The sequence below is a fragment of the Streptomyces sp. NBC_01454 genome, from assembly GCF_036227565.1.
Classification (GTDB): domain Bacteria; phylum Actinomycetota; class Actinomycetes; order Streptomycetales; family Streptomycetaceae; genus Streptomyces.
Map to the genome: position 1 here is coordinate 179,159 of NZ_CP109461.1, position 18,453 is coordinate 197,611.

At 65.6% G+C, this 18,453-nt stretch carries 13 protein-coding genes and 3 pseudogenes; 7 read left to right on the forward strand and 9 right to left on the reverse strand.

Translation table 11 applies throughout. The features are described 5' to 3' along the window. Positions 1-81: 81 nt before the first annotated feature. On the reverse strand, positions 82-462 hold the full coding sequence (locus OIU81_RS37480) for a helix-turn-helix domain-containing protein (protein ID WP_329142555.1): 381 nt from the start codon (positions 460-462) through the stop codon (positions 82-84). Between the two features lie 405 nt (positions 463-867). Continuing rightward, a pseudogene (locus OIU81_RS37485) lies at positions 868-1,290 on the reverse strand (helix-turn-helix domain-containing protein); the annotation flags it as partial. Positions 1,291-1,810: 520 nt separating this feature from the next. Between OIU81_RS37485 and OIU81_RS37490 the strand changes: the two are divergent. The 4 genes and pseudogenes from OIU81_RS37490 to OIU81_RS37505 all read left to right on the forward strand — a co-directional run bounded on the left by OIU81_RS37490 (position 1,811) and on the right by OIU81_RS37505 (position 5,159). Further along, on the forward strand, positions 1,811-2,824 hold the full coding sequence (locus OIU81_RS37490) for a DMT family transporter (RefSeq protein WP_329142638.1): 1,014 nt from the start codon (positions 1,811-1,813) through the stop codon (positions 2,822-2,824). 76 nt (positions 2,825-2,900) lie between these two features. Then, the gene (locus OIU81_RS37495) at positions 2,901-3,746 is read left to right on the forward strand and encodes a sulfurtransferase (protein ID WP_329142637.1); all 846 of its coding nucleotides are present in this window, start codon (positions 2,901-2,903) and stop codon (positions 3,744-3,746) included. Positions 3,747-3,808: 62 nt separating this feature from the next. After that, positions 3,809-4,099, forward strand: a complete 291-nt coding sequence (locus OIU81_RS37500; RefSeq protein WP_329142636.1) for a DUF1416 domain-containing protein — start codon at positions 3,809-3,811, stop codon at positions 4,097-4,099. A 324-nt stretch (positions 4,100-4,423) separates the two neighbouring features. Further along, a pseudogene (locus OIU81_RS37505) lies at positions 4,424-5,159 on the forward strand (sulfite exporter TauE/SafE family protein). A 359-nt stretch (positions 5,160-5,518) separates the two neighbouring features. Here OIU81_RS37505 and OIU81_RS37510 read toward each other — a convergent pair. The 3 genes from OIU81_RS37510 to OIU81_RS37520 form a co-directional block, all read right to left on the reverse strand. Then, positions 5,519-6,736: an IS110 family transposase gene (locus tag OIU81_RS37510; RefSeq protein ID WP_329142635.1), complete on the reverse strand. Its 1,218-nt coding sequence runs from the start codon at positions 6,734-6,736 to the stop codon at positions 5,519-5,521. A 286-nt stretch (positions 6,737-7,022) separates the two neighbouring features. Beyond that, entirely contained in the window at positions 7,023-7,442 is a 420-nt protein-coding gene (locus OIU81_RS37515; protein ID WP_329331998.1) for a group II intron maturase-specific domain-containing protein, read from the reverse strand. Further along, positions 7,370-7,594, reverse strand: a complete 225-nt coding sequence (locus tag OIU81_RS37520; RefSeq protein WP_329142633.1) for a hypothetical protein — start codon at positions 7,592-7,594, stop codon at positions 7,370-7,372. Before OIU81_RS37520 ends, OIU81_RS37515 begins: the two co-directional genes overlap by 73 nt. 144 nt (positions 7,595-7,738) lie before the next feature. Between OIU81_RS37520 and OIU81_RS37525 the strand changes: the two genes are divergently transcribed. After that, positions 7,739-8,587, forward strand: a complete 849-nt coding sequence (locus OIU81_RS37525) for an IS5 family transposase (RefSeq protein WP_329142619.1) — start codon at positions 7,739-7,741, stop codon at positions 8,585-8,587. Next, positions 8,584-8,982: a hypothetical protein gene (locus tag OIU81_RS37530; RefSeq protein ID WP_329142620.1), complete on the forward strand. Its 399-nt coding sequence runs from the start codon at positions 8,584-8,586 to the stop codon at positions 8,980-8,982. The genes OIU81_RS37525 and OIU81_RS37530 overlap by 4 nt, the downstream gene beginning before the upstream one ends. 104 nt (positions 8,983-9,086) lie before the next feature. Here OIU81_RS37530 and ltrA (OIU81_RS37535) read toward each other — a convergent pair whose 3' ends face one another. From ltrA (OIU81_RS37535) to OIU81_RS37550, 4 genes and pseudogenes are all read right to left on the reverse strand, one after another. Further along, positions 9,087-10,910 (reverse strand): group II intron reverse transcriptase/maturase, encoded by a 1,824-nt coding sequence (gene ltrA, locus OIU81_RS37535; protein WP_329142546.1) that lies wholly within the window; start codon positions 10,908-10,910, stop codon positions 9,087-9,089. A 702-nt stretch (positions 10,911-11,612) separates the two neighbouring features. After that, entirely contained in the window at positions 11,613-12,902 is a 1,290-nt protein-coding gene (ltrA, locus tag OIU81_RS37540; RefSeq protein ID WP_329142632.1) for a group II intron reverse transcriptase/maturase, read from the reverse strand. A gap of 592 nt (positions 12,903-13,494) precedes the next feature. Next, positions 13,495-14,382 (reverse strand): annotated as a pseudogene (locus OIU81_RS37545) (reverse transcriptase domain-containing protein); the annotation flags it as partial. A 1,400-nt stretch (positions 14,383-15,782) separates the two neighbouring features. Next, positions 15,783-16,190, reverse strand: coding sequence for a hypothetical protein (locus tag OIU81_RS37550; protein ID WP_329142630.1), 408 nt, complete (start codon positions 16,188-16,190; stop codon positions 15,783-15,785). A gap of 383 nt (positions 16,191-16,573) precedes the next feature. On the opposite strand from OIU81_RS37550, the gene OIU81_RS37555 reads away from it, so the two are divergent. Next, positions 16,574-18,340, forward strand: coding sequence for an RNA-guided endonuclease TnpB family protein (locus OIU81_RS37555; protein ID WP_329142629.1), 1,767 nt, complete (start codon positions 16,574-16,576; stop codon positions 18,338-18,340). The last annotated feature ends 113 nt before the right edge of the window (positions 18,341-18,453 follow it).

Below are 18,453 nucleotides of genomic sequence, written 5' to 3' on the forward strand. Positions count from 1 at the left end.
GGCTGTGGACATGCCAGCCGCCAGGATGAGCCGAGCCCGACGATCTTCGTCAGGGTCAGCTCGTGTTGATCGTTTCGGAGGTCAGGCCGGAGGCCAGCCCGGCGCCAGCAGGCGGCCGTGGCAGGCCGCCGACACCAGCAACCAGGTAGGCACCTTCAACTTCCCGAGCCTCGCCCTCGCGGCGAACGCGAACCCCGTCACCGCACTGACCGCGTCAGCGACCGCCGTCCCGGCCGGGGCCGGCAGGACCGCGGCCGGGTCGTCCGCCAGCGCGACCAGCCACGCGGTGAACACCGCCGTCGCCCGGACCGCCCGCCGCGACCAGCACCGCAGCCAGCCCCGCACTGTCGTCACCGGCCTGCCCAGCCGCCCGGCGATCCGCCGGCAGCCCCAGCCGGCTGCCGCGAGCTCCAGCCCGGCCCCGACGACCTCAGCCGTGTCCGCGCGTCTGACCAGGGACAACGCTGGAAGCAGGATGTGCGTCGCCTCGCAGGAGCGGCACCTCGCCCGACGCGGACGCACCACCACGACCCCGCCCGGACCCCGCAGGCTCCGCGACCGGCCCCAGCCCCACCGGGCTAGCACCCCGCCGCAGCCCGGACACGACAACTCGCCCTCGACCAGGCGCCGTTCGACAACCGAAGTTGCCACCTCTACCGTGACCAAAGCGCCCTCCGTTGGCGCTCGCACGGCCCTCCCGGACGCCGCCAAACGAGCGGGAGGGCCGTGATCATGTTCAGGACATGATCACGGTGCCGCCCAGCACCCAGAAGATCAATTACCTTCTTGTGAACTCTTCCTCATCAACATCACCAATGGCACAACACTGCCCGTTCGTCAGCATGTTGAGTGACTATCTACAACCGCCCGGCGCGCGGGCACCTGCGGACTGAAACCGAGCCGGCGCATCAGCCTCGTTGCGCCCGAGACGCTGTAGGAGACATGGAACTTCCTGCCGATCAGCGTGGACACCCGCGCCGCGGTCCACACCTGGTCCTCCACCCAGCCATGCGCGGCCGGACCCTGCTCCAGATATGCGGCGAGCTTCTCCAGGCAGCGCGGCGACAGACGGCACCGTGACCCGCTCGCCCCACGCGAGACCAGGGCCTGCATGCCGCCGTCTCGCCACAGCTCCTGCCACTGGTAAGCCGATTTCCGGCTCACCCGCAGTCGCCGGGCCACCTCCGGCGGCTTGATCTTCTGCTCGAACAACTCGGCCGCCTGCATCCGCACCGTCTCGCGACGCTGACGCCCCATCGCGGTCAGCCCGCCCCCATCCGCATACCTCACACACCACGAAGTACTACCAACACCCCAGCCACATCATCGACTTCCACAAAGATCACCCTGACGAGCCGAAGTCAGTAAGGACAGCTCTCGCAGGGACGCTGCGCAGGAGGGCGAAGTGACGAGGCCATGCAGTCAGTATGTCGGAGGGGCCGTGATTGGGGAGTCACTCCCTAGTTCGGCATGCCAGAGGCTGAGCCACACCGTCGGCATGGATTCGCTTGCAACCACTCGTTGATCAAAGCGAGCCAGGACGGTAGACCCGCTCGCCTCCAGCTGCTCTGCGAGCGTGAACACCGCAAGTTCCAGAGGCATTTCCAGCTGCAGGGACCGCCCGAACATGATACCCACCTTTCCGCCATAGGTGAATCTTTGGCATGCTGGCTGGATATCTTATTTCTCTTATTTGGCCAGGTCGGGTTATCTTATCGGCTCATCCTGGTTGCCGGACCGTGGGCCAGGAGCAGGCTCTAGTCTCCGGAGTGTTACCGTGACGGGTGCGCCGACATTTCCATGGAAACCCATGGTCGTAACAGCTGCGCTGTGGGGGTCTGCCTTCCCGGCGATCAGTATCGCGCTGCCTGGGTATTCTCCGACGGCAATCGCCGTATTGCGGATGGGCATCTCAGCACTCCTTCTGCTGCCATTCCTGCTGCAGGGACGCATCCGAACCTTGGGGCTGCGTGATGCCCTTCGGATGGCGACCTTCGGCCTCGCGGGCATGACGGCTTATCAGCTTCTGCTCTACGCGGGCGAGCAGAGCGTGGACGCCGGCACTGCGGCCATGCTTATCTCCACTTCCCCAATTTTCGTCATGCTCTTGGGGGCATTCCTACTGGGAGAACGCCCAAGCGCCCGGGGCACGGTTGGCCTGGGAGTAGCCCTGTCCGGGGCACTGCTGATAGCCATGACTACGGGACATAGTGGAGGAACTCTCGCCGGAGCCGGACTCGTCATTGCGGCTGCGGCAGCTCAGGCCGCATCGTTTGTCGTACAAAAACCCCTGCTTGCCCGGTACTCCGGCATCGAATGCACCTTCTATGGAAGCCTCTTCGGTGCCCTACCCCTCCTTCCGTTCTTGCCGTCAACCATCTCTCAGGTAGCAACCGCCGACTGGCACGGCACCGCTGCAGTGATCTGGCTGAGTGTCGGCTGCACGGTATTTGCCTTCTGCTCCTGGTCCCGCACGCTGTCGGCAACCTCTGCCTCCACCAGCTCACTGGTGTTGTACGGCGTCCCCGTAGCAGCTCTTGCCGTTAACGCTGCACTCACCCAGTCTGCGCCAGCGCACACCGCATTCGTCGGAGGTGCTCTCGTCCTAGCCGGAGTCGCCTTCACCGCTACCCGCCGTCCTCAAACCGCGCCCAGTTCTAGGACAGGGACACGCCCAACGCAGGCACCGTGTGCAGAGCCCTCGTTGCCGCAACTCAGCCAGTCGGCCCGGCTATCGACCCAATTCTTTACCGAACGCGACTCACCGGGTGCGGAGTGTGAGCATCTTTGCGGTGAGAGCACCAGTTCTCCGGCTTTTCATTAGCAGCCTGCATGATTCAAACGTGACCGATTTACGGCCTATAATCACCCACTACCAACTTCCCCGGATGGAGAACATCATGAGCCGCAGTGACGTCCTCGTAGACGCCGACTGGGTCGAGGCCCACCTGAACGACGCGAACGTCGTCATCGTCGAGGTGGACGAGGACACGTCCGCGTACGACAAGAACCACATCACCAACGCCGTCCGGATCGACTGGAAGAGCGACCTCCAGGACCCGGTCCGCCGCGACTTCGTGGACCAGGAGGGCTTCGAGAAGCTCCTCTCCGCCAAGGGCATCTCCAACGACGACACCGTCGTCCTCTACGGCGGCAACAACAACTGGTTCGCGTCCTACGCCTACTGGTACTTCAAGCTCTACGGCCACCAGGACGTCCGCCTGCTCGACGGCGGCCGCAAGAAGTGGGAGCTCGACTCCCGCGACCTGGTCGACGGCGCCGACGTCCCGAACCGCCCGGCCACGCAGTACAAGGCCAAGGTCCAGGACACCTCGATCCGCGCCTTCCGTGACGACGCGGTCGCCGCGATCGGCACGAAGAACCTGGTCGACGTCCGCTCTCCCGACGAGTTCTCGGGCAAGCTGCTCGCGCCAGCGCACCTCCCGCAGGAGCAGTCGCAGCGTCCGGGCCACATCCCGAGCGCCCGCAACATCCCGTGGTCGAAGAACGCCAACGACGACGGCACCTTCAAGTCTGACGAGGAGCTCACCGCCCTCTACCAGGCCGAGCAGGTCGACCTGGCGAAGGACACCATCGCCTACTGCCGCATCGGTGAGCGCTCCGCGCTCACCTGGTTCGTGCTGTACGAGCTCCTGGGCCAGACGAACGTCAAGAACTACGACGGCTCCTGGACCGAGTACGGCTCGCTGGTCGGCGTGCCGATCGAGCTCGGCGCCAACAAGTAATTCCGCGGGCACGCGACGCCCTCGCAGTAGACGTACGACCTCTCTAGGACAGGACAGAGAACATGTGTGGAGCACAGATCGGCGGGCCCGACCTCGCGATGCTGAAGCCCGGTGAGACCGCGATCCAGGGCCAGATCACCCAGGGCGGCGAGCCGGTGTCCGGCTACGTCCGCCTGCTGGACTCGACCGGCGAGTTCACCGCCGAGGTCCCGACCTCGGCCACCGGCCAGTTCCGCTTCTACGCGGCCCCCGGCTCCTGGACGCTGCGCGCGCTCGTCCCGGGTGCCAAGGCCGACCGCGCCGTCGTGGTCGCCGAGGCCGGCGGCGTGACGGACGTAGCGATCGCGGTCTGAGCTCTGGTAGCGCGCTCGCGCAATGGCTCGCGGGCGTGCCACTAGAGGTGACACCGTGCTCCCCGATGGGCGCGAACAGGTCGAGTGGAACACCGGACACGCCCCTGGCGTCTGGCCTCTACACGCTCTGCTGGCTGGTGACCAGCGCCCGGCCTCCGGCCGCCACTCAAAGCCAGCTGCTGGTGGTGATCTGCGCTTCCCGGCACCACTCCCACTTCTGAACCAACGCGGAGCCGACACCGCGAACGCCAAGGAAAGAATGAACGCCTGGGCGCAGGCCGGACCCCCAGTCGTCAACGAACGCGGAAGAAGAGGCCGGACAGGGTGAGCGCCCTCATACTCGCCCTGGCCGCCGGGGCCGTCGTCGGCTTGGCACTCGGCGCGATGGGCGGAGGCGGCAGCGTCCTGGCCGTCCCCGCCCTGATCTACTTCTTCGGCTTCACCCCGGCCACCGCCGCCACCGCGTCCCTGATCATCGTCACCACCACCTCGGCAACCGCCCTTTACACCCACGCCGCCTCGGGCAACATCCAGTGGAAGAACGGCATTCTGTTCGCGGCCGCCGGGATCCTGCCCGCCATCACCGCGGCAGCCCTCTCCACCCGCGTCCCGAGGCAGCGCTGACAGCGGCCTTCGCCGCGATAGCGGCCCTCGCGGCGTGGCGCATGCTAAAGACACCTCATCCCAGCCCGCAGACTCAACAGCTCCGGCCCGCACGGGCCGGCGCAGCGGGCGCCGGACTCGGCGCGGTCACCGGCTTCCTCGGCGTCGGCGGCGGGTTCCTCGCCGTCCCCGCCCTCGTCTCCGTCCTGGGTCTGCGCATGCGTGCTGCGGTCGGCACCAGCCTCCTGGTCATCACCGTCAACTCCCTTGCCGCGCTCGCCACCCGCGCCGGCCCCCCTGCACTGGACTGTCATCGCCCCCTTCACCGGCGCTGCGATCATCGGAGCCTGGGACGGCAAACGCCTCGCCGCCAAAATCTCCGAACCGCTCTCCAGCACGTGTTCGCGATCGTGCTCCTGGCCGTCGCCCCCTCATGCTCATCGACGCCCTCCACTGAACCCCGATCGCCACGCAACGCGACAGTCCTCGGTGTCCTCGTCGTCAACGGTTATTGCGTCCGGGTCCCGCAGAGGTCGCAGTCCATGAGTCCGCAGGCTCCTCAACCGGCTTCCCGTCGCCCGTGTTGCGGGGGCCGGGCACCGTGACCGCGGTGAGGTTGAGCCGGGCAGCGATGTCGAGGTTCACCTCGCCGTACATCTCCTTATCTGGACACCTTCGAGTGACGCCTGAACCGGCGCCGTGGCGATCGAGGCGCAGGGTTCGTTGGGCCATCCGAGTGCAGGCTCGGGGGGGGTGCCTCTATGTCCTTCGTCAAGGCACCTCTGTCGGGTTTGGGGTGATTCGGTCTTGCTGGGGTCATGCGGCGAGCTCGACGTCCGCGGGCGTGCGGGATTCGTAGAAGGTGCCGTCTCGGAGCATGGCGAACAGGACGCTGATGCGTTGGCGCGCGAGGCGGAGGAGGGCCTGGGTGTGGGTTTTGCCGCGGGCGCGTTGCTTGTCGTAGTAGGCGCGGGAGGCGGGATCGGCGTTCATGCAGGCGAAGGCGGAAAGGAACATGGCGCGTTTGAGCTGGCGGTTGCCGCCTCGGGGCGCGTGTTCGCCGTGGATCGAGGTCCCCGACGACTTCGTGGTCGGGGCGAGTCCGGCGTAGGAGGCCAGGTGGGCGGCGTTCGGGAAGCTGGTGCCGTCGCCGACGGTGACCAGCAGGACGGCGGCGGTCCTGACGCCGACGCCGGGCATCGACGTCAGGACCGGGGAAAGAGGGTGGGCCTCCAGCAGGGCGTTGATCTGGGCTTCCAGGGCCCGGCGCTGTTCGTGGACAGCGGCGAGCGAGCGGGCCAGGGAGGGCACGACGATGTCGAGGGTGCCGGTCCCCGGGACCACGACGGTCTGCTCGTCCAACGCCTCGAAGACATCGTCGATCAGCCGCTGGGCCATGCGCGGGGCCTTGGGCCGGATGAGCTCGACGAGCCTGCGGCGGCCGGCTTTGCGCAGTGCGGCGGGGGAGCCGTAGCGCTCCAGCAGCCAGGTGACGGCCTGGTGGTCGAGGCGGGGGCCCAGAACGCGCTCCAGCGACGGGTGGAACTGGGTGAGCAGGCCGCGTATCCGGTTGGAAGTGCGGGTGGCCTCGGCCGCGAGGTCCTGGTCGAAGCCGACGAGGACCGTGAGTTCCGCGGTGATCTCGTCGGTGAGTTCCAGCGAGCGCAGGGTGTGCGGCATGGTGCGGGCCGCATCCGCGATGACCGCAGCGTCCTTCGCATCGGTCTTGGCCTCGCCCGGATACAGGTCGGCGATCCGCCGCATCGCGAGTCCGGGCAGGTAGGCGACCTTGCAGCCCGCGTCCCGGGCGACCGTGAGTGGGAGGGCTCCGATGGATGCGGGCTGGTCCACGATCACCAGGACGGTGCCGAACTTCGCGGCCAGTTTGTCGAACACGGCCCGCAGTTTCGGCTCGCTGTTGGGCAGCTGCTTGTCGAAGACCTTCTTCCCGGCCGGGGTGAGTCCGTGGCCGTGGTGGGCACTCTTGCCGACGTCCAGGCCCAGGAACACGCTCACGTCTTCGATCTCGAACATTGTGCCCTTTCCCGGGTGTTGACGGTGCCGGCCTCGGCTTGGGTGTCGTGCTCGCGCATCCACGTTATGCAGACCTGCCGCCCGCGAGCTGTCCGGCATTGCGCCGGACCGGGTGGTGGCCGGACCTCTCATCAGCGTCTCCGACGGCACCTCCCGGGCCCGGGTTGAGTCGGCCTGGGGCGCGGTGCCGGGATTACTCCCGGTCCGTCTCCCCAGGCCGCTCGCCGAACCCGCCGTGCGTCTCACAACGCAACGGGCTCTCCACGGTCTCTGCCGTTCTGCGTGGTTATGCAGGGACCCAAGGATTGGGAATCTTGCTGCCCCGGTAGCGGTAGCGGGTAACCGGCACCGCCGCCATATCGAACAACTCGACCCCGTCCACCGAAATCGGCTTCCAGCTCCCATTGGGTGCCTTCAGCCAGCGGCGGACGTCCTTCCACCTCCAGCGATGCAGGGTCTGCATCCACTTGACCACCCGCCACCAGACGAAATTCGCCAGGTTGCTCAGGGTGTGTTTGCAGACTGCATGCCTGAAGTAGTTGGCCCAGCCGTGCATGATCAGATTGAGCCTGGCCAGCACGTCTCTGGGGTTCTGCTGCGACTTCCTGCGTGTCAGGGCACGAATCCTGTCCTTCAGCGACCGGTGGGCCGGTCCGCGATGAACGTGTAGACGTACCACTTGTCCGTTCCTCGCTTGCGCTTCCACTGGATGCGGAACCCAAGGAAGTCGAACGCTTCACTCATGTGCACGATCCGGGTCTTGGCTGGTGACAGCCGCAACCCAAGTGGTTCGAGCACTTCAGTGACCTCGTGCTTCAGGTCCTCGACGTCGGCCCGGGAGCCATTCACGAGCACCACAAGGTGAGTCGGCGGCGGGAATCTCACCCGCCGCCGCTCTCAGAGGACGGTTCGTGAGTCTTCGGGTGGTTCTGTCGTCGCCTGATGGTGTGGGTGCGGACTGAAACCCGCTGTCCACGGTCGTTGTTCTGGTGATCTGATGAGGTGACTGAACGTAAGCCGTACCCGAGTGACTTATCGGACGGGCAGTGGGCGCTGATCGAGCCGGTGATCACGGCGTGGAAGAGCCGGCATCGCTCGGTCAGCGGCCACCAGGGCGCCTATGCGATGCGGGAGATCGTGAACGCGATCCTCTACCAGGGCCGGACCGGCTGCCAGTGGGCCTACCTCCCGAACGACCTGCCGCCCAAGAGCGCGACGTACTACTACTTCGCCGTCTGGCGGGACGACGGGACCGACCGGGTCATCCACGAGCTCCTGCGCTGCCAGGTCCGCGAGCGGGCCCGCCGATTAGAGGACCCGACCCTGGTGGTGCTGGACACGCAGAGTGTCCACGCGGCGGCCGGGGTCCCCGCCTCCACGAGCGGCCGCGACGCCGCGAAGCGCGTCCCAGGCCGCAAGCGGGGCCTGGCCGTGGACGTGCTCGGGCTGGTCATCGCGGTAGTCGTCCTCGCCGCGAGCGCGCACGACAACGCCGCCGGCATCGCTCTGCTCGGCCAGGTTGCCGAGAACACCGGCAACACCGTCGAGAAGGCCCTGGTCGACCAGGGCTTCAAGACCGCCGTGGTCGCCCACGGCACCACGCTCGGTATCGACGTGGAGATCGTCCAACGCAACCCTCAGGACATCGGTTTCGTCCCGCAGCCGAAGCGCTGGAGGGTCGAGCAGACCTACGGAATCCTGATACTGCACCGGCGCCTGGTCCGCGACTACGAACACCGCCCGGCCTCCTCGGCCTCCCGCGTCTACTGGGCCATGACCCACGTGATGGCCCGCCGGCTCACCGGAGAGAACACCCCCACCTGGCGCGACCCGCGAGTGATTGCCGCGTGAACCTCCAGCCCCTCCTCGATGCCCTCGGCATCCAGGAAGACGCCGCCCGGGCCCTGGCCGACGACCTCCGCGGGCAGATCACCGAACTGCACAACCGCCTTCGGGAAGCCGAGACCCGTCTCGAACACCTCACGATCACACGACAGACCGTCACCAGCCTCACCGACCGGCTCCCGGCCGGCCCACCGGACCTGCCCGAGCACCCGGACTACTCCCGCATCCTCAGCGTCTTCAACGATGCGACCGGCCCTCTACGAGCTCGGGACATCTGCGAAGCCCTTGACCACGAACCGCTGCCGAAGAACATCGAGGGCACCCGCGCAAAACTGAAACGCCTGGTCAAGCTCGACATCCTCACCGAAGCCGACACCGGCAGCTTCACCAGGAAGCAGTAGCCCGCACCAGGCCTCGCCTGGAAACCGACATCACCTTACGAACCGTCGGGTAGCGACGGCGCATTGCTGCGCCGCCGCCCCCTCGGAACCGTGCATGCGACTTATCACCGCACACGGCTCGGGCAAGCCACAAGGGCTGGCAGGTTCTGCTGAGTTCGCTGTTCCGATGCCACTCTTGCTGAGCGTCGGTGGTGGCAGTAGCTATGCAGGAGATGGATGCGATTCCGATCGCCAGAACCATCGTTCTGCAAGGTCAACACCTCTTTGCGGAGAGCCTTGCGGACGACGGTGAACCACGTTCCCCATTCCTCTGGAGCTTGTGGTTCCTGGTCGGCGTACAGAAGGTAGTCCCCGCACTCCGGACAGCGTCCTTCTTGCGCTTTGAGTAGGCGCAAGGTCGACTGATCGAGGGGCGGTGGTCTTCTCCTGCGTCGTCGTTTGGCCCAGTACTCGGCCAGCTCAGGGTCGTCTGGTGACGCCCCAGACTTGACCGCCTGGTGCCGAACGATCGGAATCCAGGAGAACTTGATGAGATAGGCACCGTTGTCACGGTTGCCGAAGACCCATCGATCCTTCCTGGCGGTGTTGAAAGCGCCGTAGTACCGATCCACAACCCAGCGTGTGGGTTTGCTCTGGTGACTATGTAGACCCCACCGGTAGGTGAGCCTCCACACATAGGCATCCAGCGCGTTGAATATTCGGCTGGACACCACGGTCCGGTAGTAGCAAGCCCAACCCTTGATGATGGGATTGAGCTTGGCTAAGACTGCCGCCGAGTTCGCACCGCGTAGGGCATGCATCTCATCAGCGAGTCTCTTCCGGATTCGTTTAACGGCGTCTCTGCTGGGCTTGATGATGAGCTTTCCACTGTCGTAACGGCGGATGTTGAACCCTAGGAAATCGACCCCTTGTGTCAGATGGACGATCTGGGTCTTCTCTTCGTTGAAGGTAAGACCCTTGGGAGTCAACCACTCACTCAACCGCGCTTTGACCCACTCGGCTTGCTCCTGGCTGGAGCATAAGGCGAGAAGATCGTCAGCGTAGCGGACCAGCACCGGGGCACCACGCACTACCTCGACGATGTTTCCGTCTTGGCCGGTGCGATAGCGTACCCCGGCCGCACTCTCCATTCCATGGAGGGCGATATTGAGTAGCAATGGACTGACCACACCGCCCTGAGGCGTTCCCTCGCGGGTCGGGGTGAGCCAGCCCCTCTCAACCACACCTGCCTTCAACCAGCCGTGGACCAACTTCCTAGCAGGGAAGGTGCCGAGCTGGTTGAGGATGTGATCATGACTGATGCGGTCGAAGGCTGCCTTGAGATCCGCGTCGAGCACCCACAGGCGTTTGGCATTCTTACCGCACGCTGTGGTGAAGATGGTCTCAATCGCGTCATGACAGCCGCGGCCCGGCCGGAATCCGTAAGATCTCGGCTCGAACCTGGCCTCCCACTCTGGTTCCAGCGCATTGACGACACGGGCTTGTCGCACGCGATCTACAATGACGGGAATCCCCAGTGGGCGCCGCTTCCCGTTCGCCTTCGCTACATAGACCCTCCTGACTGGCCGGGCTTTGGGTTCTCGAACGGAACGACGCAAGGCTTGCGTCAACCCTGTCTTGCCCTGGGAGGTCGTAATGACCCTCCCATCAATCCCCGGTGTCAGGCGTCCAGCGTTGACCTCCGTGACCTTCCGTACGCTGACCAGCGTGTTGGAAAAGCTCCGAAGCATCAATTTTTGCAGATTGCGGACCTTCTTGAGGTCCCCTTCCTGCGTTGCCTTGAATATCCGCTGCCTCAGACGTCTTACCTGGGCTTCGGCATGCCCCCAATCGATGGCATCCCAGTGCCAGTCCAGGTCCTCCGGTCCGTTCACCAGACTCGGAGCAGGCACGACGGCCGGCGCCGCCTCACTCGTCCGCGTTGTCATGGCGCCTAACTTGCCCTTCGGTTCGGTTGTCCTTGCGGCGTGAGCATTCAAAGGCTCACCTGGTCCACGTCAGCTCCCTTTCGGGCCAGGCAAGAGCCTGTATCCAGCCAGTTATACGGAGGTCACCAGCGGAGGTGCCAGTTCGCGACATCCGGCTTCCTGTTTCCTTTCGGCTGCTGGCTTTGGCTTGTTGGACCATCCTGTTCCCGCTGGGGAGTTGAGCTCTCCTTACGGTCGGCCTACCGGTTATCGCCACCGGACCTCAACGGGGTTACCACGTTTCACACGATCGAGATGCAGCTGGGAAGGGTGCCCGCTCAACTCCGAGGCTGCGGTGTCCTTACGGCTGCGTAGAGCTGCACAGCCGCCGCCTGCCGCTTTCCAACGGCCAGCCCTACACCCTGGTCCTACATGCCATCTCCAGGGCTTTCTGTGACGGAGCATCATCACGGGTTCACTGTCGTTCACCCATCAGCCTTTCCCTGGCCTGTTGCGCTCGGATGGTACGAGCACCCTTGGGCTTGAACCCTGAGCTTCGCACCCCGCGATTACTCGCAACGCACGTCAGGGCGGGAACGGACCCATGGACACTAGTCCGGAATTACACCATCAACACCTCTGATCCTCCTTTCAGTGCAATTCACTCGATTCGTGCGACTTCGTGTCGCACGCCCTCTCAGAACCGTGCGGGAACCTCTCGGCTCACACGGCTCCCATCGCCCAGCCATCAGGCTTGAGGCCGAACCGCCAATGGGCAAACATGTTGGGATACCGGCGGGCTGTGCCCGCCAGCAGTTCTCCCGCTCGTTTCTCCCGGCGGCGTAGTCGCTTGTACTTCTGGCAAGCCCAGCCCACCAACATCCTGTTGATGCGCCGGAGAAGGGGATACAACATGGACTTGTAGAAGCGCCCGTAATAGTTGATCCATCCCTGCACGATGCTGTTGAACATCCGCGCAAGGTCCATCAGGGACTTGTCACTACGGCGGGAAATGCGCCAGGAACGCATCTCCTTGCCCATCGCTTTGATCGCCTCCTTGCTGACCGCGGGCAGGAAGCTCACGAAGTGCTTCCCGTACCGGTTCTTGGCCAGCCTGGGCCGGAACGTGTACCCGAGGAACGTGAACGACGTGTGCTCATACGAGCCTCGCCGGTCTGCGTCCTTGCAGTAGACGATGCGCGTCTTGTCCGGATGCAATTCCAGACCGACCTGCGCCAATCGCTGCGCGAGGGCGTCCCGCACCCTGCGGGCCTGCCTCTCGCTGCCGCAGTGAATTACCGCATCGTCGCAGTACCGCTCGAAGGTGACCTGCGGGAACTCCCGCGCCAGCCAAACGTCGAACGCGTAGTGCAGATACAGATTCGCCAGCACGGGAGAGATCGCCGACCCCTGAGGAGTCCCGCGATCCCGTTGCTGCACCGATCCGTCCTCCTTCGCCAGCGGCGCAACCAGCCACCGCCGGACATAGAGGAGGACCCATTTCCCATCCGCATCGATCTGCCGCTCGACGGCCTTGAGCATCAGCTCATGGTCCACGCTGTCGAAGAACGCCCGGATGTCGAGATCGACCACCCAGTCGCTGCGCCAACAGCGCCGCCGGCACTGCTCCACCGCATCCAACGCCGACCGCCTGGGCCGGTAGCCATAGGAGTCCGGATGGAACACAGGCTCCACCCGCCGCTCCAGATACATCGAGGCCACCGTCTGAGCAATCCGGTCGGAAACGGTGGGCACCCCGAGCACGCGGATACCCTTCCCGCCTGCTTTGGGAATCTCCACGGCCTTCACGGCCGGAGGGAAATATGAACCGGACGACATGCGGTTCCACAGCTTGAACAGGTTCCCCGAAAGGTTCTGTTCGTACTGCTCGATCGTCACACCGTCCGCTCCGGGTGCACCCTTGTTGGCTTTGACCCTTTGAAATGCCTCCCACACCATCGACTTGGGGATATCAAACGACTTGACCTTGGCCTGCGGCCTTGATCCGTTCACCTGGCTCCTCCCGGGAACTCCGGTTGACCACCAAACAAGATCGGGGCAACCCGCCCCCTTCGCTCCGCCCCCATTACAGGGGTTTCATCACTACTACGAGGCGGTCCGTCCCCCTGCCACGCATCGGTACTCTCCCCCTTGCAGTTTCAGCTGCTTGGGGTTCTCCCTTGTCGCCGACCGGCCTTCAACATGGCCGGTGGCAGCATCGCGGCGAGGGGTTCCCACGTTCCGCACCGGCGCCTGAACCGAGCTCGCGCCACCTTTATGCCGGGCACCACCTGGCCAGGAGTACAGGAGCCCGCCAGATTCATCCCGGGGCAACAACTGGACCCCGGTTTCGGTAACCGTTGCTACGCTTTCGACACTTCATCAGTGGTTCACTCGCGTTCGCCTTCTCGGTTCACACCTGACGCATCTTGTGCGCCTTTTCCGCAGTGCTCATCACCCCGGCTCATTCACCGGAGCAACCTGCGGGGGTTTGAGACCTCCCCCTGCATGGGCGGTCCCGGAGGGTCTGCCTCCATCACCAGTGCAGCACCACGTCGGAAGACTTCGTCTACATCGAAACCTCCCGTTGTGTTCGTGGCGCACGATCGTCCGCGTAGCGGCAGACCTTCCAGTTCGGCAGGCCCTTCGCCCGGCGTCGGACGCGTCGGGCAGCGGTTCCCATCGTCCCGCCGTCCTTCCACGGCTCCTGCAGACGCTCATCGAGCGCCGACATAGCTATGTTGAACAGCAACGGAGACAGGATGCCTCCCTGCGGCGTCCCGGCGTCGGAGGCCCTCTGGTCTCCGAGTTCGGTGAGAACTCCGGCCTTGAGGAACGCCTTCACCAGGGCCACGACTCGCTTGTCCTTGACCCGCTTGCGTACCCGCTCAAGGAGAGCGGAGTGCGAAACGGTGTCGAAGGCCGCTTCGACGTCAGCATCCAGCACCCAGCGGTAACCCTTGGAGCCGAACAGCTGAATCTCGGCGATCGCGTCGTGAGCACGCCGCTCGGGCCGGAACCCGTAGGAGACCGGCTCAAAGTCGGCCTCGAAGATAGGTTCCAACACCAGCTTCAGCGCCGCCTGGACAACCCGGTCCGCCACCGTCGGAATACCGAGGCTCCGGACCTTTCCGGAACCACCCGGCTTGGGGATCTTGCGTTCCCGCACCGGCTGAGGTCGGAACGAACCATCCTTGAGACTGGTCCGCAAGTCGTCCAGGAACCGGAGGACGCCGGTCTGCTCTTCGACATGAGCGACGGTAACGCCGTCCATGCCCGCAGTCCGGGCCCCCTTATTACCTGCGACCCGGTAGAACGCATAACGCAGCGTCATCGGGTCGTGCACGAAGTTGAACAGGTCGTCGAACCTGCGGCCAGGGTCGGCCGCCGCCCAACGGTGAAGCTTGGCCTGCATCCCCGATACCCTCCCGCCGGACTCTTCCGAGTCCTCGACAGGCGGAGCACCGCCGTTCATCAGTGCGTCTTTCGGCATTACAGCCTCCTTCCCTTCTCGATACCGCTGCCGCCCTTCCCCATGTGCGCACCTCTCGTGCGCTCGAAGTACTACGGCGACTCCGCCCCGTCCCGGCCCGATCGGCCGACGATGGACCCAGCCCGTCCACCAGGACGGATCCCTGGCAGCGGGCGTGAGCCGGAACGGTTCCCGTGTTCACTGCAACTCGCTCGACGGAGTAGGAGCCCAGCTCTGTCCCTGCGGCATCGCCACGGCTACCCCGCAGCACTTCACCGTGGCCTCCCGACGGGCATGTCAAAGCCCGCCCAGGAGTTCCCCGCTCCAGTCACCCGGTTCGAAGACGCACCGCACCCGGCCCATATCTGCACAGGTTTGAGCCGGCGGGGGGTTGAGAGACGTAAACGCTGGTTCCTCTCGTACTCCTCTCCATCACGCTCGCCGGACCCAGGCCATCTGGCAGTTCTGGCCCGTCCCGGCTTTGTCGGGGCCGCTCTCACCCTCACCGGCACCTCCCGGATCAGGCTGCCCCCAGCTTCATCACCCTGCTGCGACAGGGACGACGGCGACGGTCTCTCACCTCCGCACGAATTGCAGCGCCTCACGGCGCACTGACACCACCCCCCAGGTCATGCCTTCGACAGGGGGCAACAGTCATGCCGGGCCCAGAGGCCAGCGGCCCCGTTGCGGAGCCGCGGAAAATATAACGGGGCCAGTGTGCGGGTGGTCAAGGAACGCGATGGCGACGTCACCGCCGCGGGTGGCCGCGGCCATGTTCAGGGCGCCGACGACGAGTTGGGTGTCGTGGTGGGCGTCCATCGCGTAGCCGAGCAGGCGGCGGGAGTGCAGGTCGATGACGGTGGCGTCCGTCCCCGGTCTCGTAGAGCTCGCCGATCTCAGGCAACACGAAGCGCGATACATCCCGCTGTGGATCTCCAGGCTCAAGCACGTCGGGAAGCTAGCAGACACCCCAACTGACCTGCGAATACAGAGGAGTTAGTTCAGTTAACAGGCCGACATGGCCAACGCCGCCCGCGTCGCCCGGGGTGCCGAGTGACCGCCCCGGTCCCGCTCTTCCCGGAGCCGTCGATACGGGAGCTGGCCTGAGAGGACCGGGATTACTTCAACGACCTGGACGACCTGGACCCCGACGACTACGACGACGCCGCCTGAACCACCCACTGATTGGAGACCCTGTGTCCGAGTTTCATCCCACCCGCAGTTGCCCGCACCGCCTGTGCCGGCCGCTGCACGGCGTGAGCGCGATAGCTGGCCTCGTCGCATTCTCCAGAGTTCGCAACTCTCATGAGAGCGAGAGCGCCTTGCCTTGTGGCGCCAAGGAGCGAGGGGTTGGGCGCCGGTCGTCGTGACCGGCGTCGTTGAGAGCCGGGGTGCCTTCTGATCTTTCACCCGCAAGGGTGTCACCAGAGGGTCAGCGGGAGGCCCTGGCGTTCGGCGTCTTGAATGCGCTGTTCGATCTGTTGCGGGGATTCGCCCTCGCGGAGTCGCTCGCGGATCGCGTCGGCGATCGCGCGGGTGCGGCCGGCGGCTCCGCGAAGGTCTGCGAGGGGGCCGCCGGGGTCGCGGGGTCGCTGTGCCCACTCGGTGCGGTTCTCGGCGCTGGTGCCCAGCCGTAGGCGGGCGGGGTTGGTGCAGCCGTGGGAGTCGCATCGGTGCCAAAGAACGGGGTCGTCCGTGCCGGTCCAGCCCAGGCGGGGTATGACGCCGTGCGACAGCTGGAAGGTGAACAGGTGGGCGGGGACGGTGCCGCGGCGGGATTTGCCGGGCAGGCTCGCCGCGCGGAAGGCTGGTGGAGAGCACTTATCCAAAGGATGCGGTATTCTGGCCTTCGGCTGTCCTTCGTGTGTAGGAACCCGTGCGTTGAACCGAGGATTTTGGGGCTCTGCGCACGGGTCTTGGCCCGGTAGCCCCAGCTCGGGCACGAGGGGGACAAGTAATCCGCAGGTAGGTTCTGGAGGTTCAGCCCCGGCGCTGTGCAGGCGGGGTCGCGATCGCCTCGGCAGCCGGAATCCTCCGCCGCAGGTCGGGGTGATCACGGTAGAGGCTCCGCCGCAGTATATCCGGTACTGCGGCAGTGGGGTGACGATGGCTCGAAGTCTGGAAGCGCGGCCCATCATCTATAATGAGTTGCCACCCTGCTGCTTAAAGTAGCGCTATGTGAGGGGGATGCTTTGTGCCTCAGACAGCGGTGTTGCGTGCTTACAGGTTCGCTCTGGCTCCCTCCGACGCTGAACTCGCCAAGCTGGCCCGCTACGCCGGGGCCTGCCGGTGGGCCTACAACTATGCCCTGGCCAAGAAGACCCATTCCCACCAGGCTTGGGCGGAGCGTCGGGCCGCCTATCTGGAGGCGGGGCTGAGCGAAGCCGAGGCGAAGGCCCGGATTAGGGCCGACGGCGCTGAGCTCACCGACCGCATCAAGGTGTGGGACCACCATCGCAAGAGCCTCTTGACCGCCGCCGCCGGCAAGTGGCCCCTGCCCGCGACGCAGCTCCCGGCCGGGCAGGAAGCACTCGCCCGACGGCTGGCCGCGGCCCGTGTGGAGGCCGCGGGCATCGGTGGCGAACGTCGGCTCCTGGCCGAAGCCCGCACTACGGTGAACGCGCTCAAGGCGGAAGCGTTCAGTGCCGGATTCCGCACACCGACCGCCACCGATACCAGCGCCCTGTGGCGCATGGAGAGGGACCGGCCCAAGGAAGAGGGCGGCAGCCCGTGGTGGGCCGAGGTCAACGTCTACTGCTTCACCTCCGGTTTCGACCGCGCCCAGGTCGCCTGGAAGTACTGGCAGGATTCCCTCGCCGGCTGCCGCGCGGGCCGCCCGAACGGGTACCCCCGTTTCAAGACGAAGGGCCGTGCAGCAGACTCGTTCGCTCTTTTCCATGACGTGAAGAGGCCAACCATCCGTCTGGATGGCTACCGGCGTCTGGTGATGCCGGGCCTTGGCAGCGTCCGCATCCACGACAGTGGCAAGCGCCTGGCACGGCTGGTGGAGCGCGGTCAGGCCGTCATCCAGTCCGTGACCGTCACCCGCGGTGGCCACCGCTGGTACGCCTCCGTGCTGGCGAAGGTGCAACAGCATGTTCCCGTGCTGTGGGAGCACGTCGTCGACGACGGCACCCGTGTCCCCTATCTGACTCGCTCCCAGGCGGAGAAGGCTGCCGAAAACGGCGGACGCATCGAGCAGACCGGCCGCCCGACCGCCCGCCAGCACGCCGGCGGGCTCGTCGGTGTCGACCTCGGCTCCCGCTACCTGGCCGCCCTGTCCAGCCCCCTCGATCCGTCCGACCCCGCCTCGGCCCTCGTGCAGCACCCCCGTGTGCTCGCCTACAGCCTGGCCAAGCTGGCCAAGGCGCAGCGCACGCTGTCCCGCACTCAACCCGGTTCGCGGCGGCGGGCGAAGGCCGCCACCCGCCTCGCCCGCGTCCACCGCCAGATCACGGTCCGACGGGCCTCGTTCCTGCACGGCCTTACCAAGAAGCTCGCCACCCGATTCATGCATGTGGCGATCGAAGACCTCAACCTCGCTGCTCTCACCGCCTCGGCCCAGGGCACCCCGGACAGGCCCGGCAAGAACGTGAAGGTCAAGACCCGCTTCAATCGGCATCTCCTGGACGCTGCACTGGGCAGCCTGCGCAGCCAGCTCGAATACAAGACCGCCTGGTACGGCTCGCAGCTCATTGTCCTCGACAAAGCCGAGCCCGTCGCCAGCACCTGCGCGAGGTGCACGGAGCGAAACTCAAGCTCCGCCCCTTCGCGCAGCACGTTCCACTGCACTTCGTGCGGTGAAGTCGTACCCCGTCACGAGAACAGCACCGCGAACATCGTGTACGCGGCGTGCAGGCAGCTCACGGCGGTCGCCTCCGATAGGGGGGAGACCCTAAACGCTCGAAGAGCCGCTGTAGGTCCTGGTGCCCGTCAGGGTGCTGGGCAGGGGGCGTTGAAACGAGAAGACACTGGCTGACGCCGGTGCCACCCCCGGGGAGCGATGCCCGGGCGTCCCGCACACCGGGACGATCTGTGTTCTGGCAGGTCGGTACCTGCGGCTCATGTCTGGCGTTCGCGTAACGACGAACG